Origin of the sequence: Rhizobium sp. Leaf311 (genome assembly GCF_001423445.1) — a bacterium.
In the GTDB taxonomy this organism is placed as follows: Bacteria; Pseudomonadota; Alphaproteobacteria; order Rhizobiales; family Rhizobiaceae; genus Agrobacterium.
In genome coordinates this window covers 812,048-838,032 of record NZ_LMNZ01000004.1, presented here as the reverse complement: position 1 = coordinate 838,032, position 25,985 = coordinate 812,048, and the positions used below count along the sequence as shown (strand labels likewise).

The window sequence follows — 25,985 nt, the reverse complement described above, 5'->3', positions numbered from 1 at the left end:
GTGCTTATTCCTCGATTTGTCCGTTGCGGAGGGGGTTCTGCCACAGAGCCGACAGCCCTGCCCCTCGCTTTGGCAAGGTTTCTACTTCAAAGCCGTCCGCCTGTCACTGTCACCTTGCGGCGAAACAGTACGGTTCGGTACGGTACGGATTATTCAGCCGCGTCTTTCAGAGCTGGTGGCTCGTCTGTATAGACCGGCTTGATGTGAGCCATGAAGCCTTCATGATCAGGGCAACGGGACAGCCGCTGCTGGAATGCCTCGACCAGCCATTTCGCTGCTGGCCCACAGGGCGTATCGGCCTTATGCAAGGCATAGAGGGGATATTCGCCGCCTTCATAGGCATCGAGATCCAGCGCCTTCAGGTCGCCATTGATGATATCGTTACGCACCACCGATGCGGGCAGACCGCCCCATCCCAGCCCGCCCTTGATCAGTTGATACTTGGTTGCGATGTCGCTGACGCGCCATTTCTTGTAGGACAGCACATTGAAGTCCTTGCCCTTGGTCAGCCCGGACGCATCGGTCACGACAAGCTGGACTTCTTCGCGCACATCCGCGAGCGTCAGCGGACGATTGAGTGCGACAAGCGGATGATCTGCCGCAGCGACCGGAATCAGGAAAGAATGACCGACCTTCTCGATGACCAACCCGTCATCCTGATGGAACATCGCTCCACCAATACCGATACCCGCCTTGCGTGACTGGACCATTTCCATGACCATGCCAAGCTCACCGACATTGAGGTTGAGTGTAACGGTTGGAAACTGCACACGAAACTCACGCAGAACTTCCACCACCGCTTCTGCGGGAACCATGGTGCTGATCGCGATGGAAACCTCCGCCTCCAGCCCCTGCTTGAGTCCTCTTGCGCGAGCACGCAGATCCTGAAGCCCGGCCACGATACGCCGCGCATGTTCAAGCATGGCGGCGCCATCCTCGGTCAGCTTTGGCTGTCGCACGCCGTTGCGTTCAAACAACGTAACCTCGAGCTGCGTTTCCAGATTGGCAATGGTGTAGCTGACAACCGACTGCGCCCGGTTAAGCGCGCGCGATGCCGCCGAAAAACTACCGGTTTCAGCAACGGCCAGAAACACCTGCAATTGGTCTAGAGTGGGGTTCGCTTCCATGGTCCATCCAGTTTCTCGATAGGTAGCAACAACATTATCACAGTTTTCTCGATGAGAACATTCGTGGATATAGGCTGCAACGATTGGGTTCCCTGCCCCATCCGACCTCCCAATGGAAACAAGGATATTTCAAATGTCGAAGATTCTCCTCATTACATCGAGCCCCCGCGCCGAAGAATCCCTGTCCAACAAATTTGCAGGCGACCTGGCGGCGAAGATCAAGGCACAGTCCAACGGCTCGATCACGCATCTCGATCTCGGCCAGAACCCTATTCCTCACCTTGATCAGGTCACCACTTCGGCTATTCGCAAGGCTCCCGAGCAGCGCGACACACAGGAAGCAGCTGCTGCTGAATATTCCGACAAGCGCGTTGCAGAACTGATGGAAGCCGACACGGTCATCATCGGCACCGGCCTCATCAACTTCGCCATCTATTCCGGCCTGAAGTCCTGGATCGACAATGTCGCCCGCGCTGGCATGACGTTCCGCTACACCGAATCCGGCCCTGTTGGTCTCGCAACCGGCAAGAAGGTTTACATCGTTCTGTCTTCTGCTGGCGTTTACTCGGAAGGCCCGGCAGCAGCGATGGACCACGCTGTTCCTTACCTCAAGACCGTTCTCGGCTTCCTTGGCCTGACGGACGTCGAAGTGATCCGCATCGAAGGTCTGGCATTCGGACCGGAAGCGGCAGAAAAGGCAATCGCGTCTGCAACTGCAAAGGTTGAAGAGCTGGCCAAGGCTGCCTGATTTGACAAGGGCGGCGTTTTGCAACGCCGCCCTTCCTATCTGATGATAACGGCTGCGCGGCTCTCGCGGCCGTTATTTTTTGTCTGAGAACAAGCTCGGGCCGTTCTGGTCGATGATCAGCTGCCCTTTGCGAATGGTGCATTCCACGGCATCGTCCAGGCTGGTGAAGACATCAGCGCGCACGAAATCATGCGCAAGCGTTTCCTCTCCCACCTTCTTCTCAATGCGGCCAGCGAGACGGTATTGGCTGCCTTCCTTCAGGGGCGTCGCGTAGATGACGCAGTCCTTATAGGGATGTCCCTCGCTGGTTTCGGCCTTTTTCGGGCCGTCATCCGATGGCGACGAGCCGAAGGCGGAAAAAAGTTTCGAGAAGAACGAAGCCATTGATACCCTTCCTGTTGCGTTTCTGGGGGAGGCTACACGAGCCCTGCCCAGCCGTTATGCCTGTCAGATGATCAGGTTTGCGAGGATTTCGTTTTCGGTTATGTCCTCGTAACCCAGACCCGCCTCTTCGAAACGTTCAAACAGGCCAACGAAGTTCTGCCGCTCTGTTGTCTCGATGCCGATGAGGATCGAGCCGAAGTTGCGTGCGGATTTCTTCAGATACTCGAAACGCGCAACGTCATCATCGGGTCCAAGCAGATTGAGGAAATCGCGCAGGGCACCGGGGCGCTGAGGCAAGCGAAGAATGAAATATTTCTTCACGCCGCCATATCGCATGGCGCGTTCCTTGACGTCTGGCAGACGTTCAAAGTCGAAATTGCCGCCGGAAACAACACAGACGACCCGCTTGCCCTCCAGTCGCTCCCGGCCCATCTTTTCAAGCGCAGCGATGGACAGCGCGCCCGCTGGCTCCAGCACGACGCCTTCCAGGTTGAGCATATCGATAATGGTGACGCAGATTGCGTTTTCAGCAATCAACTCGACCTGCTCTGCCGGGAAATGCTTCAGCGCCTCAAAATTCAGGTCGCCAATGCGCGCAACGGCAGCGCCATCCACGAAATTATCGATCTTGTTGAGCGTGACAGGCTCACCCGCTTCCAGGCTTTTCTTCAGGCTCGGCGCACCCTCGGGCTCGCAGAATACGAAGCCAGTGCTGGCGACTTTCCCTTCAAAGAAACCGGAAAGACCGGCGGAAAGACCGCCGCCGCCAACAGGCATGACCAGAAGGTCCGGCGCAACATTGTCCGGCAGCTGGTCGATGATCTCGGCGGCAACGGTCGCCTGCCCCTCGATAATGTCCTTATGATCGAATGGCGGCACCATGTACGCGTCGTTTTCTTCCACATAGGCGCGGGCCGCAGCATAACACTGGTCGAAAATGTCGCCGACGAGCCTGATCTTGATGAACTCGCCGCCGAAGATGCGGGTCTTGTCGATTTTCTGCTGAGGGGTCGTGACCGGCATGAAAACCACACCATGCACGCCGAAATGGCGGCACGCGAAGGCAAAGCCCTGCGCGTGATTTCCCGCTGATGCGCAGACGAAAACCTTGTTCTTGCCGGTAGAAGAGACAGCCTTTCGCAGGAAGTTGAATGCGCCTCTAATCTTGTAGGAACGAACAGGCGTGAGGTCCTCGCGCTTGAGCCAGATTTCGGCACCATAGCGGCGGCTGAGATGTTCATTCAACTGCAACGGCGTTTCGGGAAACAGTTCCCTCACTTCACGCCGAGCGGCTTCTACAAGCAGTTTGTCCACGATTTTCAATCCATTGAAATTCACGATGGCACCCGCTATGCCATAGGAAAACGCATGACACAAAGACTCTTTGCGCAACTTCGGTACGCCTCACACGATCAGGGTTCCATTTATTGAACAGCAATCTTCTGCGCGCAGTCCTCTATATCGCTTCTGTGTTCGGGCTCTACATGGCCACGGCCATGTTCATTCCAGCCATGACCGATCTCTACTACGGAAACAATGACTGGGCGGTCTTCGCCATCTCCGGCTTCATGTTCGGTGGACTGGCTCTGGCCGGTGCCCTGGCGACGCGTGCACCCATGCCGACCTTCAACAAGAGGTTCGGTTTTCTCTTGGTGAACGTCTTGTGGCTGGTGTTTTCCCTCGTCGGTGCCTTGCCGCTTTATCTGTCCGAATTGAACCTCAGCTTCGGGCAGGCCTTGTTCGAATCCGTATCCGCCATCACCACGACAGGTTCAACGGTGATTTCCGGCTTGGACAAGGCGCCCCAGGGTATTCTTATCTGGCGCTCACTGCTCTGCTGGCTGGGCGGTATCGGTATCGTCGCACTTGGCCTTTTTATCCTGCCCTTGCTGCGCGTTGGCGGCATGACGTTTTTCCGCATGGAATCGTCAGATACGGGCAACGATCGCCCTTTCGCTCGCTTGGCCAGCTTCACCAAGGCGTTTGTCGGCATTTACGTCGTCATAACGCTGGCCTGCACAATTGCCTATGATTTTGCTGGCATGACGCATTTCGATGCGCTCAATCACGCCATGTCCACGGTCGCGACGGGCGGTTTCTCGACACACGACGCCTCGTTTGCATTCTTTGGCGACAATGTCGCGCTGCTGTGGATTGCGACCTTCTTTCTGATACTGGGCAGCCTGCCTTTCTCCGTGATGATCCTTTTGGCCGTACGTGGGCGAATGGATATTCTTCACGACCCGCAAATTCGCGTCTTCATCGGCTACCTCTGCGCGATCTCTCTCGCTGTCGGCGTCTATCACCACCTGACAAATGGCGTACCGCTCGACATTGCGCTCAGCCACGCCTTCTTCAATATGACATCCATCCTGTCGACCGGCGGTTTTGCCAGCGACGATTATACATTATGGGGGCCATTCGTCGTGCTTGTCGCCTTTTTCGCGACCTTCATGGGCGGATGTTCAGGGTCGACAGCAGGCGGTATCAAGGCCTATCGCTTCGTCATCGTTTACAGTGTCGTCAAAACAGGACTGAAGAAGCTTCTGTACCCTGACGCGGTCTACACTGTACGCTACGGCCAGCAGGTGGTGGATGCCGAGATCGTCCGCAACGTCTTCCTGTTTCTCAGCTGCTTCCTTGCCCTATGGATCGGCGGCAGCCTCGCCATGAGCGCCATGGGCTACGACCTGCTGACAGCGACCTCCGGTGTTGCAACGTCGCTCGCCAATGTCGGCCCCGGCGTCGGCCCCACCATCGGCCCCGCAGGCAACTTCTCCACCATAAAGGACCCGGCACTCTACCTGCTATCCATCATGATGCTACTCGGCCGCCTGGAAATCCTGACGGTGCTTGTGCTGATGATGCCACTGTTCTGGAAGAGCTGAAAATGCTGGTGCGGACGGCGGGACTTGAACCCGCAAGACCATGGGCCGGCAGATTTTAAGTCTGCTGCGTATACCGATTCCGCCACGTCCGCTTGCGGTTTTATCTACACAGCGCAACCGGCTGTGGTCAACGGGGCGGGTGCGTGTCGGGGCAATTTAACCGCACCAGGATTTGTTTCTGGCACCTTGCGGACGCGCCAGACCTTCCCGCATCAGCTGGTCTGCAAAGGAAACGCCGGATCTCGACAGCGTTGTTGCGCCGCCGGCTGCAGCGACCTGGAAGCCACCGGCGTTCAGCATGTCCCGCAACCTCACCTTGGCGGCAAAACCTTTCTGACGTTCTTCCAGGCAACGAGCCTGATCCGTCTGGGGAACATCGATGCCCGCAAGCGTCATCCTGACGCCTTTGAGCCAGAAGGTATTTCCATCAGCTACGCAATTGTTGAGGCCGGAGCGGCCGCAGAATGCAAAGGTTTCGGGCTTTCCGCCTAGAGAAACGGTCTGGACCTGCGGTCGTGGCAAGGGCGAGGCAGAGGCTGGCGTCTGGGCGTTGGACGGCATGGCGATGGCACGTGGCGGAACGGGTGCGCCTGAGGCCGGAAGAGCAAAGGTCTGCACCGGTGTTGGCCTTTGACGCTCGGAAGCGACTTCCCTGCTCGCAGGCTTCTGTGGCGGTGCAATCGTTTTTGAAACTGACGCAACCGTGCTTTTCATCTGAGGTAGCAAACTGTCACGATGCTCGTAGACCTGAATGCCGCCGACCGCTACGCCGAACAGCAACAACCAAGACCAGAGACCAGATCCGCCGGACTTGGCGGTAGACCGGCGGCGGCTTGTCGTTTTTCTCTTGCTCACGATAAAACTCCTTGTCGGTGAGCATTATCCGTCCAAGGAGTTTCCGAAAGGTTGGCATTTAAAACAAATGCCCGTCAAAAAACTGAATTATCCACAGGCCGTACAGAGAATCAGCGGACCTGATCGAGCAAGCGCTTGCATTCAAGCAGATCGAAAAGCGCTTCCTGCAAAAGCGCGCGATCATCCTTGCTGATGCTCGATTTGCCGATCGATATCTCCGGCGTGTCGTCCGAGGCGCCACCAAATCCAAAGAAACGCCCGCTGGGCTTTGCCTTGGGCCGACCGACGACTTCATCCTCATCGGCATGTGCGATGCGGGGCTCGGCGGTCTCCTTCTCACCGCTCTGCGCCATGATGGCTTCCATCGTGGCGAGGTCACCGGACGCAATTGCTGATACAAAGCGGTTGCCATTGGTCTTCAGAAGTTTCTGGACGCCCTTGATCGTGTAGCCATGGTCGTAAAGCAGATGACGGATGCCCTTCAACAAGTCCACATCGTCAGGGCGATAATAGCGGCGCCCCCCGCCCCGTTTCATCGGCTTGATCTGCGGAAATCTTGTTTCCCAGAAACGGAGCACGTGTTGCGGCAGGTCAAGATCTTCTGCAACTTCGCTGATCGTTCGAAAGGCGTCGGGGCTTTTATCCAAGTTCAACTCCTATCCAGACCAAAGGCAGGATTACAAGACACGATGAAAGGTACGATGCGAATCGTTCTTATTTCAACGACTTGTCGGTTGAAATTCAACTGTTTTCACAACAAGACTACGCGCCCTGCCTGTAGAAACATCGAGAGGGTGGCAGATGTGTCAGGAGCCTGACTTCTGGCTCTTCTGCTTTGCCTTGCGCGCGGAATGCGCTTTCAGTATCCGCTGCTTGAGAACGTTGGATGCCTTGAAGGTCATGACGCGGCGCGGTGAAATCGGCACTTCTTCGCCGGTCTTGGGGTTGCGGCCGATTCGCTCGTTCTTTTCGCGGATCTGGAACGTCGCAAACGAAGAGAGCTTGACAACCTCACCGCGTGTTATGGCGTTGCAAATCTCGTCGATGACGGTTTCAACCAGTTCGGCGGATTCGGTTCGAGATAACCCCACTTTACGAAACACAGACTCGGCTAGATCCGCACGTGTGACTGTTTTCCCGGCCATATTTCCCCGCACCGCTCTCTTCTTTTCGTTGAACCCGGTCAAGATTATTGCCCTAGAGGCGACCGGTCAAGCAAAGTTTCCGGATTCGTTTAGGGATTTCCAGCAATAGTGGCAATGGCTTACATGTTTTCGTGAAGCAGATTTTACCATCGCAGAAGAACTGCACCCCAGGTGAAGCCGCCACCCATCGCCTCCAGCATCACCAGATCGCCCTTTTTGATCCGACCGTCAGACGCTGCTGCTGCCAGAGCGAGAGGTATGGAGGCTGCCGATGTGTTGCCGTGCTGGTCTACCGTGATCACGACTTTTTCCGTGGGAATGCCGAGCTTTTTCGCAGAACCATCGATGATACGGCGGTTTGCCTGGTGGGGGACCAGCCAATCCAGATCGTCTGCCGTAGTGCCCGTTGCCTCAAAAGCAGCTTCGATGACGTCAGTTATCATGCCCACAGCATGTTTGAAGACTTCCCGGCCTTCCATCCGCAGATGACCTACCGTTCCGGTTGTGGAAGGGCCGCCATCGACATAGAGCTTGTCCTTATGCGACCCATCCGAGCGTAGATTAGAGGTCAGAATACCACGGTCAGATGTCTTGCCCTCGCCCTCTCCTGCCTCGAGCACAACCGCACCGGCGCCATCGCCAAACAGCACGCAGGTGGTGCGATCCGTCCAGTCCAGAATGCGCGAGAATGTTTCGGCACCGATGACGAGGACGCGTTTTGCCATGCCGCCGCGAATGTAGAGGTCAGCTGTTGCCATGGCATAAACGAAGCCAGAGCAAACCGCCTGAACGTCAAATGCGAAGCCGCTGGTGATGCCGAGGCGATTTTGAATATTGACTGCTGTTGCAGGAAAGGTGTTGTCCGGCGTCGATGTCGCAACAATGATCAGGTCGATGTCTTCTGGCCGTATGCCAGCGTTTTCAAGCGCCGCGCGTGCAGCCTGCTCTCCGAGCGAAGACGTCGTTTCCCCCTCGCCCGCGATGTAGCGCTGCTTGATACCGGTGCGCTGAACGATCCACTCATCAGAGGTCTCGACGATCGCTTCAATGTCCTGGTTTGTCATGACGCGCTTAGGCAGCGCCGCACCGAAACCACGTATAATCGAGCGGATCATCTCTTATTCCTCATCAGCTACGAGCACTTCAGGCTCCGGGGGTGGAAGCCTTCTGGCGTGGTAAGCCTTCAAATCATTTTCTATTTTTGCGGTCAGCCCGTTGTGAGCCATGTCATAGCCGACATCTACCGCGGAAGCGAAGCCGAGCGCGTCAGTGCTGCCGTGACTTTTAATAACAATGCCATTCAAGCCGAGGAACACGCCGCCATTGACCTTGCGCGGATCCATTTTCTCGCGAAGCACGTCAAAGGCGCTCTTGGCCAGAATATAGCCGATCTTGGCTATGAAGCTGCGCGAAATCGCCTCCTTCAGCAGTGTGCTGATCTGGCGAGCCGTGCCTTCGGCGGTCTTCAAGGCAATATTGCCCGTGAAGCCTTCGGTAACGACGACATCGACTGTACCCTTGCCGATATCATTGCCCTCAACGAAGCCACGGTAGTTGATGGTGCTGAGACCGGCCTCGCGGATAAGGCGACCGGCTTCGCGCACTTCTTCCTGTCCCTTGACCTCTTCCACGCCGACATTCAGAAGTCCGACGGTCGGGCGGTCGATATCGAAAAGGGCACGGGCCATTGCGCCGCCCATGAGGGCGAAGTCGAGCAACTGCTGGGAGTCGGCACCGATTGTTGCGCCAACGTCAAGAACGATGCTCTCACCTTTCAGGGTGGGCCAGATACCGGCGATTGCCGGGCGCTCGATGCGCGCCATGGTCCGGAGGCAGAATTTTGCCATTGCCATCAACGCACCGGTATTGCCAGCGGAAACGACGACATCGGCCTCGCCGACCTTCACGGCTTCGATGGCGCGCCACATGCTGGAGACATAGCGACCACGGCGCAACGCCTGGCTCGGCTTCTCATCCATGGTGACAGAAACCTCGCAGTCGAAAAACTGCGAGTTATCGCGAAGCTTGGGAAACTGCGCCAGAATAGGTTCGCATCTGCTTTTTTGCCCGTAGAGCAAAAAAGTCACATCGTTATGCCGATCCAGCGCCTTGGCAGCGCCGGGAATGGCAACATCAGGGCCAAAATCTCCGCCCATGACGTCAATTGCTATTCTGATCACTCGTCCCTGATCCTTCTTACCGCTGTGCGGTGGAATTTTGCGCGAAAATACCGTTTCCGCGCCCGCTTACAACTGAATTGTTGGGCTTGACCAACCGCATTCAGTCTTTTTTCCAATCTTTCAACACCGCAAATGGCGATGGTTTTTTATCTGCATCCGCCTTCTCGTCCGTGTATTCCGAGAAATCCACATCCGGTTTGCGGGGGTAAGGGTCGATGGCAAGCGCTGCAAATTCGGCCACGACGACACCGACGTCGATCGTATCGCCGGAGAATTGATCGGGGATATCCGGACCGTCAGGATCAAGAACAATCTCGCCCTGCTCATTCGGCATCAAGCGCGCCAGCTTTGAACCTTCCGGCACGAAAATCTGCTCGATTTTCTCGTCGATCACGCTTGAGACCGGCTCCAGTGTTACAACGCAGGACTGCGTCAGCGCAGCGCGTACGTCGCCCGTGATTTTCAAACCGTCCTTCTTCCAGCGGGTAACCTGCAGCTCGCTTTTCAGGTATTCCACCGATACGACATCCCACAATTTCGCCAGGCCCTTTAATTCCTCGGCGTTCGCGGAGAGACCAATCCTGACCGGATTGGCAGAAATATGGCCTACCTTGACCAGGTATGAAAAAGGGACGTCGTCGTTGGCCGCTAGGTGCGAGTTCATGGTAACCTCTTAAAGTCCGGTGTGGGCAGCGTGACTTGCCCTGTCGCGATGAGGTCTTCCGACTGAGCCGTCAATGCGTCGGAAGCAGCCATCATCCAGGTGGCAAGTCCCCGCATATCTGCAGGGGTCGCTTCTGACTGCGGATATATATTGCGAGCAAGGGCTGCTGCAAGTGCATCCACATCATCGCCGTCCAAAGCGGCGGCATAGGATTCGAGACGGCCATAGAACATTCCGGCGAATTTCTTCATGCGCTTCGGAACACCCTGGTCCCCGATGCCAAGCTCCCGCATGGAGTGATCCAGGTCCTGAAAAAACGCATCGATTATTTCCTGCGCAATCTCCTGCCCGCTGGTTTGCGAACTCTTGGTGCGGCGGAAATACAGAATCATCACGATGGCCAGAAGCTCAAAACGACCCATGACGGTGTCCGGCACGTTCAGATAGAGATAGAAACCGGGTTGCCGTGCAGCTGTCGTCAGCGCAGCATATTGCCTGTCGACGATGACGCGATTGTTGTTTTTCTTCTTAAAAAGACCGAAGACCATCGAAATTTCCGAATATTGATCGACGAAATCGCGTCTCGCCCGTTGCCCGTGTTGCATGATTGCCAAAGCTGGTTTACCGAAGCACCGAAGAATTGCAATGCCGTTGAGGTCACGTTCATCGTTGGGCTGCAACAGTAGAAGAGAGCGCCGGAGGAGGTGTTATTTTCGTAAAGCCATTGCATTCCGTTGTGAGGCGGGGATTTTCTGTCCCCGGATTGACATAATCGTGTGTACAGAAGCGGTACGACACGTAAGCAATGCCGGAAGGTGCCATTCATGATCGCAGTCGGGGAAACGCAGGTGAGCAAGCAGAAGTCCGGAAAGCAGACCAAGTTTCTGAGCAAGACCGCCGTGGCTGTTGTAATAGCTGCCAGTCTGCTGAGTGCCTGCACCAGCACCACCGACGTCTTTCACAATGGCTATGTCGCAGACGAGCAGTCCCTTCAGCTTATTCCTGTCGGCTCCAGCCGCGAACAGGTCCTGCTGACCATGGGAACGCCCTCGACAACAGCGACATTCGGCAACGAGGTTTTCTACTACATTTCCCAGAAGCGCGTGCGTAAGGCAGCCTTCATGAAGCCAAAGCTGGTCGAACAGAACATTCTGGCGATTTACTTCGACAAGAACGGCGTCGTTTCGCAGAAGGCGAACTATACTCTCCAGGACGGCAAGGTCTTCGATACAATCTCGCGCACCACGCCAACGGGCGGCAAGGATCTCACATTCCTTCAGCAGCTCTTGTCTGGCGGCACTGCAGGCGCCGGGATTGCGAAGAGCATCCTGGGCCAGGCGGCTGGCGACGGCAGCGGTTTCTGATCCGCTAACTCGAATTATAAAGGCCCGCGAGATGTTCGTCTCGCGGGCCTTTTTTTGATCTGCACCAGCTTAGTGCGCCAGAACAGCTAGCAACAGCAGCGCCACGATATTGGTGATCTTGATCGCCGGGTTCACCGCAGGGCCTGCGGTGTCCTTGTAGGGATCGCCTACCGTATCGCCGGTCACAGACGCCTTGTGCGCGTCGGATCCCTTTTGGTGCGTAACGCCATCCTTATCGATGAAGCCGTCTTCAAAGCTTTTCTTGGCATTATCCCAGGCACCGCCACCCGATGTCATGGAAATGGCGACGAAAAGTCCGTTGATGATGACGCCCAGAAGAGAGGCACCGAGCGCCGCAAAAGCTGAGGCTTTGGAACCGGAAATAAGCAGCACGCCAAAATACACCACAATCGGTGCCAGAACCGGCAGGAGTGAAGGTACCACCATTTCGCGGATGGCGGCTTTTGTCAGCAAATCGACTGCCTTGCCATAGTCAGGCTTTTCGGTGCCCTGCATGATGCCAGGCTTTTCGCGAAACTGGCGGCGGACTTCCTCAACGATGGAGCTTGCCGCCTTGCCCACCGCCGTCATGGCTATGCCGCCAAACAGGTAGGGAATGAGGCCGCCGAACAGCAGACCGGCGACGACGTATGGGTTGGAGAGGCTGAATGAAATCTCGCCCACATCCCTGAAGTAAGGATAGGTGTCCCCGTTTGCTGCAAAATAGGAAAGATCGTTGGAATAGGCCGCAAACAGCACCAGCGCGCCCAGACCTGCAGAGCCGATGGCATAGCCCTTCGTTACCGCCTTGGTGGTGTTACCAACGGCATCCAGAGCATCTGTCGCCTTCCGGACATCAGGGTCGAGACCGGCCATTTCGGCAATGCCGCCCGCATTATCCGTCACCGGACCAAATGCGTCGAGCGCGACGATCATCCCTGCAAGGCCCAACATCGCAGTCACCGCAATGCCGGTGCCGAACAGGCCTGCCAGCTGATATGTCGAGATGATGCCGCCGACGATCACGATGGCGGGCAGTGCCGTCGATTCCAGCGAGATAGCCAAGCCCTGAATGACGTTGGTGCCATGGCCCGTGACGGAGGCCTGAGCGATGGAGTTTACCGGGCGCTTGTTGGTGCCGGTGTAGTATTCGGTAATCACAACGATCAGGGCCGTCACCAACAGGCCGAGAAGACCGCAAAAGAACAGATTGGTACCGGTAATATCCATTCCGGCGACGGTGCCGATGGTGCCCCAACCAATGGTCATGGATGTGGCAATGGCAAGCCCGGCCACAGAGAAGATGCCGGTCGCAATCAGCCCCTTGTAAAGCGCTCCCATAATGGAATTATTGGTGCCGAGCTTGACGAAGAAGGTCCCGGCAATAGACGTCAGGATGCAGACGCCGCAGATTGCCAGCGGATAAAGCATGGCATTCTCAAGCACCGGTGCACCGGCAAAAAAGATCGCTGCCAGAACCATGGTAGCCACCACAGAGACGGCATAGGTTTCAAACAGGTCTGCGGCCATGCCCGCGCAATCGCCGACATTGTCGCCGACATTGTCGGCAATGGTCGCGGGGTTACGAGGATCGTCTTCCGGAATTCCCGCTTCGACCTTGCCCACGAGATCGCCGCCGACATCCGCGCCCTTGGTGAAGATACCGCCGCCAAGACGGGCGAAGATGGAAATCAGCGACGCCCCGAAGCCGAGCGAGACAAGCGCATCGATGACGGTGCGCGACCCGACCGCGTGGCCAAGGCCTGCCGTCAATACGAGATAGTAGATGGACACGCCGAGCAGCGCGAGCCCTGCCACGAGCATACCGGTGATGGCACCGGATTTGAAGGCAATGTCGAGGCCCGCAGCCAGGCTGTGAGATGCAGCCTGCGCGGTGCGAAGATTGGCACGCACCGAGACATGCATACCGACAAAGCCTGCTGCGCCGGACAGGACGGCACCGATAACGAAGCCAATAGCGGCTTCCGGTGAAAGAAGCAGCCAGGCGGCAATTGCGACGATGACACCGACGATTGCAATGGTCAGATATTGGCGGGTGAGATAGGCCTGCGCGCCCTCACGGATATAGCCTGCTATTTCACGCATACGCTCGTTGCCCTGATCGGCATCGAGAACGCTTTTCGTTGCCCAGACCGCGTAGACCACGGACAAGACACCGCATAAAATTACCAATGCAATGACAGTCATTCGCACTTACCTCCTGTGTGCCGGGTACTCACTCCCTCCCCGGCGGGCGAAACCATGCGGGCGCAGGGTGTAAATCCCTGACGCCAGGGTGAGCCATTTGTTCCCCTCCCAAGGAAAAATGACTTGCGGGCAGAGATTGCGTTGGCAAAAGAGGCCGCGTCAAGTCCGAAGATTTGCGGCGGAGCGCTTATCGCACTGATTCAGAGTGGCTTTTGAGCGGCCCTCTGCTTCATCAGCAGGAATATCAGCAGCAGAAGGCAAATGCCCGTGACCGGCCAGATGACAAGGTTCATGACCGACCAGCCCCAGGCGGTAAACACCTGACCGGACGAAAAGGACGAGAGGGCAACGGTGCTGAAAAGAATGATGTCGTGAAAACCCTGCACCTTGTCCGCCTCATGCGGGCGGTAGCTCGAAGACACGATTGACGTGGCGCCGATAAAGCCGAAATTCCAGCCCATGCCGAGCAGGATAAGGGCAGCCCAGAAGTTCCAGAGGTCCACACCCATATGGGCAACGATGGCACAGATCATCAAAATGATGAGCCCGGCAGCAACCACCTTTTCCGCACCGAAACGCGAAATCAGCATCCCCGTAAAGAAACTTGGGCCGAACATGGCAAGCACGTGCCATTGAATGCCAAGCGTGGCCAGTTCTGAAGGGAAGCCACAGCCGATCACCATGGCAAGCGGCGCGCCGATCATCATGAATGTCATCAGCGCGTAAGACCCGATGCCGCATATCATGCCGGTGATGAAGCGCTGCGTCGTGATGATCTCTCTCAAAGGCCTTGCCGGTTGCGATGCAGAAGACGCGTTTTTCAGCTCCGGCAGCTTCAGGAAAGAGAAAATGAGCGCTGCAACGAGACCGAGCGGGATGAGCGCGATGAAAGCCCCGGCGAATGTAACCGGCTCCAGCGCATCCTTGCCGAAAATTGCAAGCTGCGGCCCGACGATGGCTGAGATGACACCGCCAGCCAGAATCCAGGAAATGGCTTTCGGCTTGTAGAAGGAGGGAGAGGCATCTGCTGCTGCAAAACGGATTTTCTGGGTGAAGCCACCGGCAATGCCGATCAACAGCAGGCCAAGAGCGAATAGCCAGAACTCTGAGCGAAACAGCGCGACCGCTGCAAGCGCACCACCCGTGGAGCAAAGGAGTGCGCCGAGGATGAAGCCAGCCTTGCGCCCGAGAAACCGGGCGGCCAGGGCAACGGCTATTGCGCCAAGCGCAACGCCGATATTGAAGCCGGTCAGCGGCGCTGTCGCCAGTGACTTGTCCGCCCCGAGGAGCTGATAACCGGCCAGCGCCCCAACCGAGAAGCTCAGCGGACCGGCCGATCCCATGATGGCCTGAGCCATGGTCAGCAGGAAGACATTTCGCTTGGCGTCGTGGAGTTGATGTTCAAGCCCGGCAACAGAAACAGCGCTCATGTCTTCCTCGAATGTTTTTTAACGCTTTGCCTCGCCACGCACCTGTTTGGCAATGCGGTCCAATACCGCATTCACCAGTTTCGGCTCATCATGCTCGAAGAACGCGCGGGCGATCTCGACATATTCGGTGACGATGACAGCGACCGGAACATCCTTGCGCTCAAGAATTTCGAACGTGCCTGCGCGCAAAATGGCGCGGACCGTCGTGTCGAGGCGCGACAAAGGCCAGTCTTCCTGCAGCGCCGAGCGAACCAATGGATCGATCTTGATCTGGTCGCGCACGACGCCTGCAACAATCGAGCGGAACCAGGAAGGATCGGCCTTCAGGTAGGTGTCGCCATCGACTTCCTGGCCGAGACGGTGCGTCTCATATTCCGCGACGACCTCCATCACGCCGGTGCCGCCGACATCCATCTGATACAGCGCCTGAACGGCGGCCAGACGGGCAGCCCCACGCTGATTGACGGGCTTTGTGGAAGGCTGGCGCGGCTCGGAACCGTTTTCGGTGCTGGTCATGCTATCAACCACCCAGTTTTTTCTTCAGTTCAATCATGGTCAGCGCCGCACGGGCCGCAAAGCCACCCTTGTCCTTTTCGGAACGACGAACGCGTGCCCAGGCCTGCTCTTCGTTTTCAACGGTCATGATGCCGTTGCCGATAGCCAGCGATTCACTGACGGCCAGATCCATCAGCGCGCGCGAGGATTCGTTGGAAACGATATCGAAATGATAGGTCTCGCCGCGAATGACCATGCCAAGGGCAACGAAGCCGTCATATTCGGTGCCGTCATTGTCAGCACCATCAAGAGCCATGGCGATTGCAGGAGGGATTTCCAGAGCGCCGGGAACGGTGATGACGTCATAGGTCGCGCCAGCTTCATCAAGCGCGGACTTGGCGCCATCGAGAAGTGCATCGGCCATATCGTCATAAAAACGTGCTTCCACGATGAGAAGATGAGGCTGGGACATGAGATTTTCCTGAAAGGCTGCGCCGGATCATCCCGGCTTTTGCGGCGGTCAAACCATGGCTTGCCCCGATTGGCAAGCATTTTTCGCGCAGGGCACGGTAGATGGAATGCAGCGCGCAGTAAAAATGCGCAGTTGTCCATGGCGTGATTGTGGTTATTTTCAACGCCAAGCACAGGAGCGCAGCTTGGCAGTCATCCCTACGATCACAACATCGAGGCTGGTTCTCAGACCTCACCATGTCGATGACTTCGACGCCTATGAAGCTCTCTGGGCCAATCCCGATGTGCTGCGCTATATCGGCGCGCCGCCTTCAAGTCGTCAGGTGACGTGGGCCAGATTGCTGCGCACGACCGGCCACTGGCACCATCTCGGCTTTGGCTTCCTCGCCATAGAGGAGAAGGAAACCGGCCGGTTCATCGGTGAAGGAGGCTTCCAGGAGGTGCGCAGAGACATGACACCGTCGATAGAAGGAACGCTGGAAACCGGCTGGCTTCTGTCTCCTGACAGCCACGGAAAGGGCTATGCTCTTGAAGCGATGACCGCCCTGATCGAATGGGCGGAAACCAAATTTCCGCTCATGCCCATGACAGCCATCATCGACCCTGACAACGGTCCCTCGCTGAAACTGGCGGCCAAGCTTGGCTTTGTTGAAAGCGCCCGCACCAATCTCAACGGCGAGATCATCATTCTTTCCCGGATGGGAACTCGGCCAGCCTAGCCGCATAGCGCGCCATCGTATCGACCTCGAAATTCACGAAATCGCCCGGCTGGCGGTCGCCCCATGTGGTGACGGTCAGTGTGTGGCGGATGAGCAGGACATCGAAGTCCGTGCCATCAACGGCGTTGACGGTCAGCGATGTGCCATCCAGCGCGATGGAGCCTTTTGGCGCAACGAATTTTGCCAGATGCCGAGGCGCGCGCAGACGGATGCGCACGGCCTCGCCCTCAGGCTCAATCGACAGGATTTCGGCTTTGTCGTCCACATGGCCGGAGACGATGTGACCGCCAAGTTCATCACCGATTTTCAGGGCGCGCTCCAGATTGACGCGCGTGTCCTTCGTCCAGCTTGAGATTGTGGTCAGGCGAAGCGCCTCTTCCCAGGCCTCGACCTCATACCAGCGTTGATTGCTGCCTTCTTCCGGCAGTTTCGTGACCGTCAGACACACGCCGCCATGGGAAATGGACGCACCAATATCAATCGTCTTGGGATCATAGCTGGTGGCGATGCGCAGGCGCACACCTTCCGGCAGAGTTTCAAGCTCGGAAACGGTTCCAACGTCGGTAACAATTCCGGTGAACATCAAAATGGCCTTTCAAATTCAAAGCAGCGATCAGGCCCATAGGCCGTCTCACCGACGAACGTAAATTCTTCAGGGATATCGGCACGTGTAAGTGGGCTTTCAAGCCCGCCTTCCCCAACGATGACGGGACTTTCAAACAGCAAGATACGATCCACAAGTCCAGCGTCCAGAAATGCCTTGGCCGCAAAGGCTCCGCCTTCCACCAGAAGCTCCGACATTCCCCTATCGCCAAGTGCCATCACAAACGCTTCAAGGGTCGACGCTTGCAGCACCTCCACCCCGGCGGCTTCGAGTGCCTGACGTCTTGACGCAAAGGCCTCATCATTTTCGACAGGCGGTACAACAGCGGCAACCGTCGCAACATCCCGCGCGGTTTTGACGAGCTTGGAGGAAAGCGGCAACTCCAGACGGCGATCGAGCACGAACCTCACCGGCGAACGTTGCTCAAGCCCGGGAAGCCGCACCGTAAGCTCCGGATCGTCTGCGATGGCGGTGCGAATTCCCACAAGGATGGCGTCACAGCGGGCGCGCAGTTCGTGCACGGCACGCCTTGCTTCCGGGCCGGTTATCGCCACCTGCCCCTGCCCTATCCGTCCGATCATGCCATCGCTCGAAACGGCAATTTTTAGAATTACATGCGAGCGTTTCTTCAGCTTTCGCGTGAGGTAACCGGCGAGTTCTCTCTCGCTTTCACGACGCAGTAAGCCTGTCTCGACCGCGATCCCGGCATTGCGCAGAATTTCGTATCCACGACCCGAGACCCGTTCATCCGGGTCATCCACGGCAACGACGACACGCGTAACGCCGAAATCCACCAAAGCATTGGCGCAGGGTGGAGTCCTTCCGAAATGAGAGCAAGGTTCCAGCGTGACATAGGCGGTCGCCCCACGCGCTGCCTCTCCCGCAATTTCCAGCGCCTGCCGCTCGGCATGGGGCCGCCCGCCAATGGCGGTCACGGCTTCGGCTATGATCTCGCCATGCTTGACGATGACACAGCCGACGGAGGGGTTTGTATCTGTAAGGCCGGCATGGCGACGAGAAATCTCGATTGCGCGCGCCATGAACCGTTCATCATCGGCGCTGTCCGTCACAGGTCAGGCTCCGGCGTCGGTATCGCGTGCGATCTTCGCGTTGATTTCGGCGATGACGTTTTCAAAGTCCTCGGCATGGCTGAAATCGCGGTAGACGGATGCGTAACGCACGAAAGCCACGTCATCCAGGCTTTTCAGGGCTTCAAGCACCTGCAGGCCGATTTCCTCGGATGGAATTTCCGTCTCGCCGGAGCTTTCCAGACGGCGCGCGATGCCGGAAACCGCCCGCTCTATGCGGTCGCGGTCCACGGGACGCTTGCGTAGCGCGATCTCGAAGGACCGCACCAGCTTTTCACGATCAAAGGGCAGTTTGCGACCGCTTTTCTTGATGACCATCAGTTCGCGCAGCTGCACGCGCTCATAGGTCGTGAAGCGACCGCCGCAATCCGGGCAGATGCGCCGCCGGCGGATGGAGGTGTTATCCTCCGCCGGACGCGAGTCCTTGACCTGCGTATCTTCCGAGCCGCAAAACGGGCAGCGCATCGCTTGATCCTTGTCTCACTGTCTGTTCAAGAATTGGTGCTGGCGTGGCCAAAATGGTGATTTCGAGAACCAGAGCGCAGCGTACTTAAAGTACGTGAGCACCGGAAGCGCAGAAATTGCCATTTGCAGCCCACCAGCGACAATTATGGAATAGGCGGTTACAGGTACGGGTACATCGGGAAACGGTCTGTCAAAGCGACGACCTTCTCACGAACCGCAGCCTCAACAGCGGCATTGCCTTCGTCAGAATTGGCAGCCTTGAGGCCATCAAGAGTCTCAACGATCAGATTGCCGATTTCGCGGAATTCCGCTTCCTTGAAGCCGCGCGTGGTGCCAGCAGGTGTGCCGAGGCGCACGCCTGATGTTACGAAAGGCTTTTCAGGATCGAACGGAATGCCGTTCTTGTTGCAGGTGATGTAGGCACGGCCAAGAGCGGCCTCCGCGCGCTTGCCGGTGGCGTTCTTCTTTCGAAGATCGACCAGCATCAGGTGGTTGTCGGTGCCGCCCGAAACCACATCCAGACCGCCTTCGACCAGCGTTTCCGCAAGAGCCTTGGCATTCTTGACGACCTGTGCGGCATAGTCCTTGAACTCAGGCTTCAAGGCTTCACCGAAAGCGACAGCCTTGGCGGCGATGACGTGCATCAACGGGCCGCCCTGCAAGCCTGGGAATACGGCCGAGTTGAACTTCTTGGCTAGATCCTCGTCATTGGTGAGAATCATGCCGCCACGTGGACCGCGAAGCGACTTGTGCGTGGTGGTTGTGGCAACGTGGCAGTGCGGGAACGGCGATGGGTGCTGACCACCGGCGACGAGACCGGCAATGTGCGCCATATCGACCATCAGGTAAGCGCCGACTTCATCGGCAATCTCGCGGAAACGCTTCCAGTCCCAAACGCGGGAGTAAGCCGTACCGCCAGCCAGAATGAGCTTCGGCCTGGTTTCCTTGGCCTTGCGCTCAACTTCGTCCATATCGAGAAGATGGTCGCTTTCGCGAACACCGTAGGACACGACGTTGAACCACTTACCGGACATGTTGACCGGCGAACCATGCGTGAGGTGACCGCCCGAATTCAGATCGAGGCCCATGAAGGTATCGCCCGGCTGGAGCAGCGCCAGGAAGACGGCCTGGTTCATCTGCGAACCCGAATTGGGCTGTACGTTTGCAAAGTTGACGCCGAACAGCTTCTTTGCGCGCTCGATGGCCAGCTCTTCGGCGATATCAACGAACTGACATCCGCCGTAATAGCGCTTGCCCGGATATCCCTCGGCATATTTGTTGGTCATGATCGACCCCTGCGCTTCCAGCACGGCGCGCGAGACGATGTTTTCCGAAGCGATCAATTCGATCTCGTGGCGCTGACGACCGAGCTCCTTCTCGATCGCGCCAAAGATATCTGGATCGACGTCGGCAAGCGGACTGGAGAAGAAGGCATCTGTATTCGACATGATGAAAGCTCCTGAAACAGTAATGCGATGGCGTCTTAACGCCCTGCCCTTTCAAGAGCAATACGGACAACGAGATTTGCCCGTCAAACTGCGACGTGGAGACGAAAAATCGCTTCGGGCCACGCCGCCCCCAAAAGGAAAAGCCGCGTTTGATGTAAAACGCGGCTTTTAAAGGCATCAAGACAGTTTGATCAGTTGCGCGGCACCAGGTCGTCGTCGATGGCGCCCGAAGGCTGTTCCATCGCGGTGGTCGTGTTCAGTGCCAGCTCTGCATTGCCGTCCTTGCTGTAGATGTCGTCGCGGAACTGCACGACGCCATCACGCGTGGACCAGGCCGTGATGTAGACAAAGTAAACCGGCACTTCCTGCGCCAGCTTGATCGGCGTGTTGACGCGGCTTGCGATAACGCGCTCGATCTCCTGACGCGACCAGCCGGGCGTGTCGCGCAATATCCACGACGTGAGGTCGCGCACGTTCTGCACGCGCACGCAGCCGGACGACTCGAAGCGCATCAGCTTGTTGAACAGACCCTGCTGCGGGGTGTCGTGCATGTATTCATTGTTTGGATTGTGGAAGTTGATCTTGGTGGAAGACATGGCGTTGTTCTTGCCCGGATCCTGACGGAACATCAGGTTCGGAATCTTCGGCGCATTCCAGTCAACCGTTGTCGGCGACACTTCCTGTCCACGACCATCGATGAGGCGGATATTGTTGCGCTCAAGATAGGTCGGATCCTTCTGCATTAGCGGAACGATGTCCTTTTCGACGATCGAACGCGGTGCAGTCCAGTATGGATTGAGGATGATTTCGTAAATCTTCGAATTGATGATGTGCGTCGGGCGAGTATCGCGGCCTACGACAGCGGTGTTGCGCAGCACGACGCGATTGTTCTCCACGGCTTCAATGGAAGCAGCGGGAATGTTGACCATGACGTGACGTGGACCGAGATCGCCCGACATCGTGTTGATGCGAACGAGGTTGGTCTGAAGCTGCGCGAGACGGATCTGCGCAGGCACGTTCAATGCCTTCAGCGTGTATTCACCGATGACACCATCAGCTGGAAGGCCGTGGCGGGCCTGGAAACGCTTCAATGCGCCATCGACATAGGAATCGAATGCGCTGGAGATGCCAGCTTCACGCGGCAGGTCGCCGGAAATCATAAGGCGCTGGCGCAAAGCCTGGACCGAGGGATCGCTGACGCCAATCTGCAGACGCTGCTGGCTTGGCGGAACTTCCGGCCAGCCGCCGTTGGAAACGATCTGCTGATACTGCATCATGGCCTGCTGGACGAAGGCCGGGGATTCCGGGCTGAGAACCGGTGTGTTGGAAGCAACGCCGACAGCGGCGCGCGACGAGTTGGCATCGAACTGATCGTCCCAGTTACCGCGACGCGACGACCCGATGAGATCGTTGAAAGCATCCTGCGCCAGCGCGGGCGCGGCAAGCGCTGCAGCACCGATGGAAACGGCAGAGCGCAACATGGCGCGCCGGGAAAGAACTTCTGGGACGATTTTCTTTGTCATTTTACCTACCAGCCACTTTATCAGGCATCTTGATCAACGCCTAAAACAACATCGTTAACAAACACGTATTCACGCGCCTGCCGGCAGGACTTACTCGATGCGAAATTTGGATGACGCATGACGCGAACACAGGAGAAACCGCCGGCTCCTTCGCTTGTGGCGGTCCCATACCAATATGGCCAATTCGTGTCACCCGAAGGCCTCTCACGAAGCTGTGTCAGCGTGTGATTTTGCAACGGGTACACGCAAAAATGCAACAAGCCGGATGCGAGTGGCATCCGGCTTTGCTGATTGGGCCGATATCACTGAGCGGTTACAGGCGGTAAGCGATGCTGTCGTTCCAGAAACGGTCCAGACGCTGGAGCATCTTGTTCATTTCTGCAAACTCGCCGGTACCGATGCCGCCGACCTTTTCGATGGAGCCGATGTGGCGTTCATAGAGGCCTGCGACGGTTTCCGCGATGTCCTGGCCCTTGTCGGTCAGGCTGATGCGAACCGAGCGGCGGTCGATGCGGGAGCGCTGGTGGTTGATGAAGCCGAGGTCTACCAGCTTCTTGACGTTGTAGGACACGTTGGAGCCGAGGTAGTAACCACGCGAGCGAAGCTCACCAGCGGTCAATTCAGATGTGCCGATGTTGAAAAGCAGGAGCGCCTGAACTGCGTTGACATCATCGCGACCCTGACGGTCGAACTCGTCCTTGATGACATCGAGAAGGCGACGGTGAAGGCGCTCAACCAGGTGGAGCGACTCCATGTAGAGCGAGCGGATGGTTTCGTCCTGAGTATCGGAAACTGCGGCCTGTGGCTTTGCTTTGCTATTGATCATGACTGCCTCACTGTTTTGTTTGGCGGTGTTTGATTTTGTTTCCCGCCTTGAGAGGAAATCTAAGCAATGCGCATAAAATTCTACTTAAAATGCAGCCTTAACAAACGGTTACTTGCAACACGCCCACCCTGCCCCACCGGCGCACCGTCCAAAAAAGACATAATCCGCTCTATATAAATCAAATACTTAGCGGGAAAAAATGCGTCAAATCCGGCCTGAATTGCTTTAATTTTATGGTAAATCAATTCTTGAGCGCTCGTCGTTTTGGCGCGCATCCAGCCAAAAAGCGACCTGGAATAGTATATAAACGGTTGATACGATGCCGTGCATGATGGGCACGATGGTGTTGTGACCGTAGATGTTGGGCCATACCTTGTACATGGCGATCTGGGTGCCAGCACCGATGAGCCACATGACCGCGCCCCAGGAAACACCGAGCCACAGGCCAAGTGCAGCCACAGGGAAGATGACGGCAAGGCTTGTGCCAGCAATGCGCCAGGGCATGTTGAGCATATCGAACCGTGCGTGACCGCTCAGGGAGTAGCCCGTCAGCATGGCCCAATATTGCAAGCCAAACCAGAAACACGAAATCGCCACCAGCCTAAGAAAGGCGATGTAGAGTATTTCTGTCAGCGGCATCTTGGGGTGTGGCAGAGAATCAGGTTCCATGGGGCGAAGATACTGACCAGTTAAGCGCACGACCAGAGGATATTGCGTCGAGGCACGACGCTTGTCAAAGACCCGCAACGATCTGCCGCATTCGCAATTGCGCGCTCCTGTGCTATGTGCCGCCGAAATATAGGGTGCAGCGTTCTGGTCCGGAGTGGGTCCGGAGCAGATATAGCAGGCGGTGCAATGCCGCCGGGCGTGAACCGTTTGCGCCGAACAGCACCGAATCTGGAAGGAAATGGCAATGAATGACAAGACGCACCTCGTAGACCACGTTACCGGACACCGCCGGATGCGCAGAAACCGCAAGGCGGACTGGACGCGCCGTCTTGTGCGGGAAAACCTTCTGACTGTGGATGATCTGATATGGCCCGTCTTCATTGTTCCCGGCACCAATATTATCGACCCAATTCCCGCAATGCCCGGCGTCAACCGCATGAGTGTCGACATGCTGGTGGAGGCGACGAAGGAAGCGGCCGATCTCGGCATTCCCGCCATCGCCACCTTCCCCAACGTCGAGATGCACCTGCGCGATGAGACCGGCTCGCACGTGCTGGAAGCCAACAATCTCATCAATCAGGCAACCGCCGCCATCAAGAAGGCCGTACCCAATATCGGCATCATTACCGATGTTGCTCTGGACCCTTTCACCAGCCACGGCCATGATGGCATCTTGCGCGGAGATGATATCGTCAATGACGAGACCGTCGAACTCGTCGTCAAGGCTGCCGTCATGCAGGCGGATGCCGGTTCCGACATCATTTCCCCGTCCGAGATGATGGATGGCCGCATCGGCGCCATCCGCCGGGGGCTGGATGCATCCGGCCACCAGAATGTCGGCATCATGTCCTACGCGACCAAGTTCTCTTCCGGCTTCTATGGCCCATATCGCGAGGCGATATCGACAAGCGGACTCCTGAAGGGCGACAAGAACAGCTATTACATCAATCCCGCAAACGGGATGGAAGCGGTTCGCGACGCGGCACTCGATGTCGAAGAGGGTGCGGACATGCTGATGGTCAAGCCGGGCCTGCCCTACCTTGATATCTGCTGGCGCCTCAAGGAAGCCTTCGGCCTCCCCACCTTTGCCTATCAGGTCTCGGGAGAGTATACGCAGATCAAGGCGGCAGCCATGAATGGCTGGATCGACGGCGACCGCGTAATGATGGAAACGCTTCTTTGTTTCAAGCGCGCAGGCTGCGATGGCATCCTGACTTATTTCGCCATCGAGGCCGCAAAAAAACTCGCCAAGGCGTGAGATTGCAAATCATTGCATTCGGCGGTTTCAATACCATATTACTGTTCCGAACAGGAGAAACCGTCGATGAGCCTCGACCCGAATGCCACCTATGTCCCGACAGAAGACTGGCGCGCCTATAGCGGCGTTCTGAGCCGTCGCGTCTTTGCGTTTGTGATCGATTATATCATCGTCGCCCTTCTGTGCATTCCTGCTGCAGTCATCGTCTTTTTCCTTGGCGTCCTGACGCTTGGGTTAGGTTTTGCACTGTTTCCGGCCATTTTCGTTATTGTCGCCATTCTCTATTTCGGCATGACACTCGGCAGTTCTGCACAGGCAACCCCTGGCATGCGGGCCGCGGGTATTGCGATGGCGCGCACCGATGGACGGCGAATCGATTTTCTGATCTCCACGGTTCACATCGTTCTTTTCTGGGTCATCAACTCGATTCTTACCCCGCTCATCCTGCTGGCCGGACTGTTTACCGAGCGCTCACGCCTCGTCCATGACCTGCTGCTAGGCACCGTCATCGTCAGAACCACCTGAACTTGGCAAAAGCCGCGCGGCGCAGCGTCAAATTGACGTGCGCCGCTTATCAGGCAGTTGACGTTTTGTAGCTTTTTGCCATTCTGTTACAGAGGCTTGACTGGCGAAGGGAGCGATCAGGGTTCTATGAACACGCAGGCGACGCCCTCACCACAGTTCTATCTGACCGCACCGGCGACCTGTCCCTATCTGCCCGGCCAGTTGGAGCGAAAGGTTTTCACTCATCTTGTCGGCCCTCGTGCGGCAGAAATGAACGACCTGCTGACGCAGGGCGGTTTTCGTCGTTCGCAGAATATCGCTTATCGCCCCGCTTGCGAGACCTGCCGGGCGTGTGTCTCCGTACGGATTCTGGCGGAGCGTTTCGTACCGACCAAATCCATGCGACGCGTTCTTGGATATAATAACGATCTCGTTGCCAGCGTGCACCAACCCGAGCCCTCCACCGAGCAGTTCTCGCTTTTTCGCCGATACCTCGACCACCGCCATCAATCCGGCGGCATGTCGGACATGTCAGCACTCGATTACGCCGTGATGGTCGAAGACACGCATGTGAACACCCGCATCATCGAGTATCGAAAGCGCGAGCCCGGCGCTGGTATCGATGACAGCAAACGCGGTGAACTCGTCGCGGTCGCGCTGACGGACACGATGAGCGACGGGTTGTCCATGGTCTATTCCTTCTTCAATCCAGACTATGAAAAAAGATCTCTGGGCACCTTTCTTATCCTCGATCACATTGCCCGCACCCGTACGCTTGGTTTGCCGCACGTATATCTTGGCTATTGGGTCGATGGTTCGGAGAAAATGGGTTACAAGACCCGCTACCATCCGCAGGAGCATCTGACGCCTCGAGGTTGGGAACTCTACGAGCCACAGGCCGAGACACCATGATGACGAGCAG

At 57.0% G+C, this 25,985-nt stretch carries 28 protein-coding genes and 1 tRNA gene; 7 read left to right on the top strand and 22 right to left on the bottom strand.

Annotation, left to right across the window (positions count from 1 at the left end; translation table 11 throughout):
* Positions 1-149: 149 nt before the first annotated feature.
* Entirely contained in the window at positions 150-1,127 is a 978-nt protein-coding gene (locus ASF69_RS09800) for a LysR family transcriptional regulator (protein ID WP_062587063.1), read from the bottom strand.
* 133 nt (positions 1,128-1,260) lie between these two features.
* Here ASF69_RS09800 and ASF69_RS09795 point away from each other — a divergent pair, with 133 nt between their 5' ends.
* Positions 1,261-1,875 carry an FMN-dependent NADH-azoreductase gene (locus ASF69_RS09795; RefSeq protein ID WP_062587062.1) on the top strand — a complete coding sequence of 205 codons (615 nt, stop codon included), beginning with the start codon at positions 1,261-1,263 and terminating at the stop codon, positions 1,873-1,875.
* A 72-nt stretch (positions 1,876-1,947) separates the two neighbouring features.
* Here ASF69_RS09795 and ASF69_RS09790 read toward each other — a convergent pair whose 3' ends face one another.
* Positions 1,948-2,259 (bottom strand): HlyU family transcriptional regulator, encoded by a 312-nt coding sequence (locus ASF69_RS09790; RefSeq protein ID WP_062587061.1) that lies wholly within the window; start codon positions 2,257-2,259, stop codon positions 1,948-1,950.
* A 63-nt stretch (positions 2,260-2,322) separates the two neighbouring features.
* The gene (ilvA, locus tag ASF69_RS09785) at positions 2,323-3,597 is read right to left on the bottom strand and encodes a threonine ammonia-lyase (RefSeq protein ID WP_082469693.1); all 1,275 of its coding nucleotides are present in this window, start codon (positions 3,595-3,597) and stop codon (positions 2,323-2,325) included.
* 89 nt (positions 3,598-3,686) lie between these two features.
* Between ilvA and ASF69_RS09780 the strand changes: the two genes are divergently transcribed.
* Positions 3,687-5,147, top strand: coding sequence for a TrkH family potassium uptake protein (locus tag ASF69_RS09780; protein WP_062587060.1), 1,461 nt, complete (start codon positions 3,687-3,689; stop codon positions 5,145-5,147).
* 6 nt (positions 5,148-5,153) lie between these two features.
* Here ASF69_RS09780 and ASF69_RS09775 read toward each other — a convergent pair.
* The 8 genes from ASF69_RS09775 to ASF69_RS09740 all read right to left on the bottom strand — a co-directional run bounded on the left by ASF69_RS09775 (position 5,154) and on the right by ASF69_RS09740 (position 10,596).
* Positions 5,154-5,239 (bottom strand) — tRNA-Leu (locus ASF69_RS09775).
* A 64-nt stretch (positions 5,240-5,303) separates the two neighbouring features.
* Positions 5,304-6,002: a hypothetical protein gene (locus tag ASF69_RS09770; RefSeq protein ID WP_062587059.1), complete on the bottom strand. Its 699-nt coding sequence runs from the start codon at positions 6,000-6,002 to the stop codon at positions 5,304-5,306.
* Positions 6,003-6,112: 110 nt separating this feature from the next.
* On the bottom strand, positions 6,113-6,649 hold the full coding sequence (locus ASF69_RS09765) for a MerR family transcriptional regulator (protein ID WP_062587058.1): 537 nt from the start codon (positions 6,647-6,649) through the stop codon (positions 6,113-6,115).
* Positions 6,650-6,808: 159 nt separating this feature from the next.
* Positions 6,809-7,147, bottom strand: a complete 339-nt coding sequence (locus ASF69_RS09760; protein WP_062587057.1) for an integration host factor subunit alpha — start codon at positions 7,145-7,147, stop codon at positions 6,809-6,811.
* Between the two features lie 143 nt (positions 7,148-7,290).
* Entirely contained in the window at positions 7,291-8,262 is a 972-nt protein-coding gene (locus tag ASF69_RS09755) for a beta-ketoacyl-ACP synthase III (RefSeq protein ID WP_062587056.1), read from the bottom strand.
* A 3-nt stretch (positions 8,263-8,265) separates the two neighbouring features.
* On the bottom strand, positions 8,266-9,327 hold the full coding sequence (plsX, locus tag ASF69_RS09750; protein WP_062587055.1) for a phosphate acyltransferase PlsX: 1,062 nt from the start codon (positions 9,325-9,327) through the stop codon (positions 8,266-8,268).
* 100 nt (positions 9,328-9,427) lie between these two features.
* Positions 9,428-9,991 carry a DUF177 domain-containing protein gene (locus ASF69_RS09745; protein WP_062587054.1) on the bottom strand — a complete coding sequence of 188 codons (564 nt, stop codon included), beginning with the start codon at positions 9,989-9,991 and terminating at the stop codon, positions 9,428-9,430.
* Entirely contained in the window at positions 9,988-10,596 is a 609-nt protein-coding gene (locus ASF69_RS09740; RefSeq protein WP_062587274.1) for a ubiquinol-cytochrome C chaperone family protein, read from the bottom strand. Before ASF69_RS09740 ends, ASF69_RS09745 begins: the two co-directional genes overlap by 4 nt.
* Before the next feature lie 219 nt (positions 10,597-10,815).
* On the opposite strand from ASF69_RS09740, the gene ASF69_RS09735 reads away from it, so the two are divergent.
* Positions 10,816-11,355: an outer membrane protein assembly factor BamE gene (locus ASF69_RS09735; protein ID WP_062587053.1), complete on the top strand. Its 540-nt coding sequence runs from the start codon at positions 10,816-10,818 to the stop codon at positions 11,353-11,355.
* A 69-nt stretch (positions 11,356-11,424) separates the two neighbouring features.
* Here the strand turns inward: ASF69_RS09735 and ASF69_RS09730 are convergent, their stop codons facing one another.
* From ASF69_RS09730 to ribH, 4 genes are all read right to left on the bottom strand, one after another.
* Positions 11,425-13,563: a sodium-translocating pyrophosphatase gene (locus ASF69_RS09730; RefSeq protein ID WP_062587052.1), complete on the bottom strand. Its 2,139-nt coding sequence runs from the start codon at positions 13,561-13,563 to the stop codon at positions 11,425-11,427.
* A 200-nt stretch (positions 13,564-13,763) separates the two neighbouring features.
* Positions 13,764-14,993, bottom strand: a complete 1,230-nt coding sequence (locus ASF69_RS09725) for an MFS transporter (protein WP_062587051.1) — start codon at positions 14,991-14,993, stop codon at positions 13,764-13,766.
* An 18-nt stretch (positions 14,994-15,011) separates the two neighbouring features.
* Positions 15,012-15,509, bottom strand: a complete 498-nt coding sequence (nusB, locus tag ASF69_RS09720) for a transcription antitermination factor NusB (RefSeq protein ID WP_062587050.1) — start codon at positions 15,507-15,509, stop codon at positions 15,012-15,014.
* Positions 15,510-15,513: 4 nt separating this feature from the next.
* A complete protein-coding gene (gene ribH / locus ASF69_RS09715) occupies positions 15,514-15,960 on the bottom strand; it encodes a 6,7-dimethyl-8-ribityllumazine synthase (protein WP_062587049.1) in 447 nt (148 codons plus the stop codon).
* 184 nt (positions 15,961-16,144) lie between these two features.
* Here ribH and ASF69_RS09710 point away from each other — a divergent pair, with 184 nt between their 5' ends.
* Complete coding sequence (locus tag ASF69_RS09710) at positions 16,145-16,678, top strand: GNAT family N-acetyltransferase (protein ID WP_062587048.1); 534 nt, start codon at positions 16,145-16,147, stop codon at positions 16,676-16,678.
* Here ASF69_RS09710 and ASF69_RS09705 read toward each other — a convergent pair.
* The 7 genes from ASF69_RS09705 to ASF69_RS09675 all read right to left on the bottom strand — a co-directional run bounded on the left by ASF69_RS09705 (position 16,644) and on the right by ASF69_RS09675 (position 23,301).
* The gene (locus ASF69_RS09705; protein WP_062587047.1) at positions 16,644-17,261 is read right to left on the bottom strand and encodes a riboflavin synthase; all 618 of its coding nucleotides are present in this window, start codon (positions 17,259-17,261) and stop codon (positions 16,644-16,646) included. The genes ASF69_RS09710 and ASF69_RS09705 overlap by 35 nt on opposite strands.
* On the bottom strand, positions 17,261-18,352 hold the full coding sequence (gene ribD, locus ASF69_RS09700) for a bifunctional diaminohydroxyphosphoribosylaminopyrimidine deaminase/5-amino-6-(5-phosphoribosylamino)uracil reductase RibD (protein WP_062587046.1): 1,092 nt from the start codon (positions 18,350-18,352) through the stop codon (positions 17,261-17,263). The genes ASF69_RS09705 and ribD overlap by 1 nt, the downstream gene beginning before the upstream one ends.
* Positions 18,353-18,355: 3 nt before the next feature.
* Positions 18,356-18,835, bottom strand: a complete 480-nt coding sequence (gene nrdR, locus ASF69_RS09695; RefSeq protein ID WP_003512508.1) for a transcriptional regulator NrdR — start codon at positions 18,833-18,835, stop codon at positions 18,356-18,358.
* 158 nt (positions 18,836-18,993) lie between these two features.
* Entirely contained in the window at positions 18,994-20,283 is a 1,290-nt protein-coding gene (gene glyA / locus ASF69_RS09690) for a serine hydroxymethyltransferase (protein WP_062587045.1), read from the bottom strand.
* Positions 20,284-20,474: 191 nt separating this feature from the next.
* Entirely contained in the window at positions 20,475-21,806 is a 1,332-nt protein-coding gene (locus tag ASF69_RS09685) for a murein L,D-transpeptidase (protein ID WP_062587044.1), read from the bottom strand.
* A 313-nt stretch (positions 21,807-22,119) separates the two neighbouring features.
* A complete protein-coding gene (locus ASF69_RS09680) occupies positions 22,120-22,629 on the bottom strand; it encodes a winged helix DNA-binding protein (RefSeq protein WP_200939067.1) in 510 nt (169 codons plus the stop codon).
* A 234-nt stretch (positions 22,630-22,863) separates the two neighbouring features.
* Complete coding sequence (locus tag ASF69_RS09675) at positions 22,864-23,301, bottom strand: DUF6163 family protein (RefSeq protein ID WP_062587042.1); 438 nt, start codon at positions 23,299-23,301, stop codon at positions 22,864-22,866.
* A 244-nt stretch (positions 23,302-23,545) separates the two neighbouring features.
* Between ASF69_RS09675 and hemB the strand changes: the two genes are divergently transcribed.
* From hemB to ASF69_RS09660, 3 genes are all read left to right on the top strand, one after another.
* A complete protein-coding gene (gene hemB / locus ASF69_RS09670) occupies positions 23,546-24,559 on the top strand; it encodes a porphobilinogen synthase (protein ID WP_062587041.1) in 1,014 nt (337 codons plus the stop codon).
* Positions 24,560-24,625: 66 nt separating this feature from the next.
* The gene (locus ASF69_RS09665) at positions 24,626-25,084 is read left to right on the top strand and encodes an RDD family protein (protein WP_062587040.1); all 459 of its coding nucleotides are present in this window, start codon (positions 24,626-24,628) and stop codon (positions 25,082-25,084) included.
* A 126-nt stretch (positions 25,085-25,210) separates the two neighbouring features.
* Positions 25,211-25,975 (top strand): arginyltransferase, encoded by a 765-nt coding sequence (locus tag ASF69_RS09660; protein ID WP_062587039.1) that lies wholly within the window; start codon positions 25,211-25,213, stop codon positions 25,973-25,975.
* Positions 25,976-25,985 lie beyond the last annotated feature (10 nt).

What these genes read in the sequence shown, in the direction of transcription:
- nusB (WP_062587050.1), bottom strand. Translation starts at nt 15,509, where the DNA reads ATGACCAGCACCGAAAACGGTTCCGAGCCGCGCCAGCCTTCCACAAAG.
- ASF69_RS09755 (WP_062587056.1), bottom strand. Translation starts at nt 8,262, where the DNA reads ATGATCCGCTCGATTATACGTGGTTTCGGTGCGGCGCTGCCTAAGCGC.
- ASF69_RS09760 (WP_062587057.1), bottom strand. Translation starts at nt 7,147, where the DNA reads ATGGCCGGGAAAACAGTCACACGTGCGGATCTAGCCGAGTCTGTGTTT.
- ASF69_RS09685 (WP_062587044.1), bottom strand. Translation starts at nt 21,806, where the DNA reads ATGACAAAGAAAATCGTCCCAGAAGTTCTTTCCCGGCGCGCCATGTTG.
- ASF69_RS09725 (WP_062587051.1), bottom strand. Translation starts at nt 14,993, where the DNA reads ATGAGCGCTGTTTCTGTTGCCGGGCTTGAACATCAACTCCACGACGCC.
- ASF69_RS09735 (WP_062587053.1), top strand. Translation starts at nt 10,816, where the DNA reads ATGATCGCAGTCGGGGAAACGCAGGTGAGCAAGCAGAAGTCCGGAAAG.
- ASF69_RS09665 (WP_062587040.1), top strand. Translation starts at nt 24,626, where the DNA reads ATGAGCCTCGACCCGAATGCCACCTATGTCCCGACAGAAGACTGGCGC.
- ASF69_RS09790 (WP_062587061.1), bottom strand. Translation starts at nt 2,259, where the DNA reads ATGGCTTCGTTCTTCTCGAAACTTTTTTCCGCCTTCGGCTCGTCGCCA.
- ASF69_RS09740 (WP_062587274.1), bottom strand. Translation starts at nt 10,596, where the DNA reads ATGCAACACGGGCAACGGGCGAGACGCGATTTCGTCGATCAATATTCG.
- ASF69_RS09745 (WP_062587054.1), bottom strand. Translation starts at nt 9,991, where the DNA reads ATGAACTCGCACCTAGCGGCCAACGACGACGTCCCTTTTTCATACCTG.
- glyA (WP_062587045.1), bottom strand. Translation starts at nt 20,283, where the DNA reads ATGTCGAATACAGATGCCTTCTTCTCCAGTCCGCTTGCCGACGTCGAT.
- ASF69_RS09800 (WP_062587063.1), bottom strand. Translation starts at nt 1,127, where the DNA reads ATGGAAGCGAACCCCACTCTAGACCAATTGCAGGTGTTTCTGGCCGTT.
- nrdR (WP_003512508.1), bottom strand. Translation starts at nt 18,835, where the DNA reads ATGCGCTGCCCGTTTTGCGGCTCGGAAGATACGCAGGTCAAGGACTCG.
- ASF69_RS09705 (WP_062587047.1), bottom strand. Translation starts at nt 17,261, where the DNA reads ATGTTCACCGGAATTGTTACCGACGTTGGAACCGTTTCCGAGCTTGAA.
- ASF69_RS09795 (WP_062587062.1), top strand. Translation starts at nt 1,261, where the DNA reads ATGTCGAAGATTCTCCTCATTACATCGAGCCCCCGCGCCGAAGAATCC.
- ribH (WP_062587049.1), bottom strand. Translation starts at nt 15,960, where the DNA reads ATGTCCCAGCCTCATCTTCTCATCGTGGAAGCACGTTTTTATGACGAT.
- ASF69_RS09660 (WP_062587039.1), top strand. Translation starts at nt 25,211, where the DNA reads ATGAACACGCAGGCGACGCCCTCACCACAGTTCTATCTGACCGCACCG.
- hemB (WP_062587041.1), top strand. Translation starts at nt 23,546, where the DNA reads ATGAATGACAAGACGCACCTCGTAGACCACGTTACCGGACACCGCCGG.
- ASF69_RS09675 (WP_062587042.1), bottom strand. Translation starts at nt 23,301, where the DNA reads ATGGAACCTGATTCTCTGCCACACCCCAAGATGCCGCTGACAGAAATA.
- ASF69_RS09730 (WP_062587052.1), bottom strand. Translation starts at nt 13,563, where the DNA reads ATGACTGTCATTGCATTGGTAATTTTATGCGGTGTCTTGTCCGTGGTC.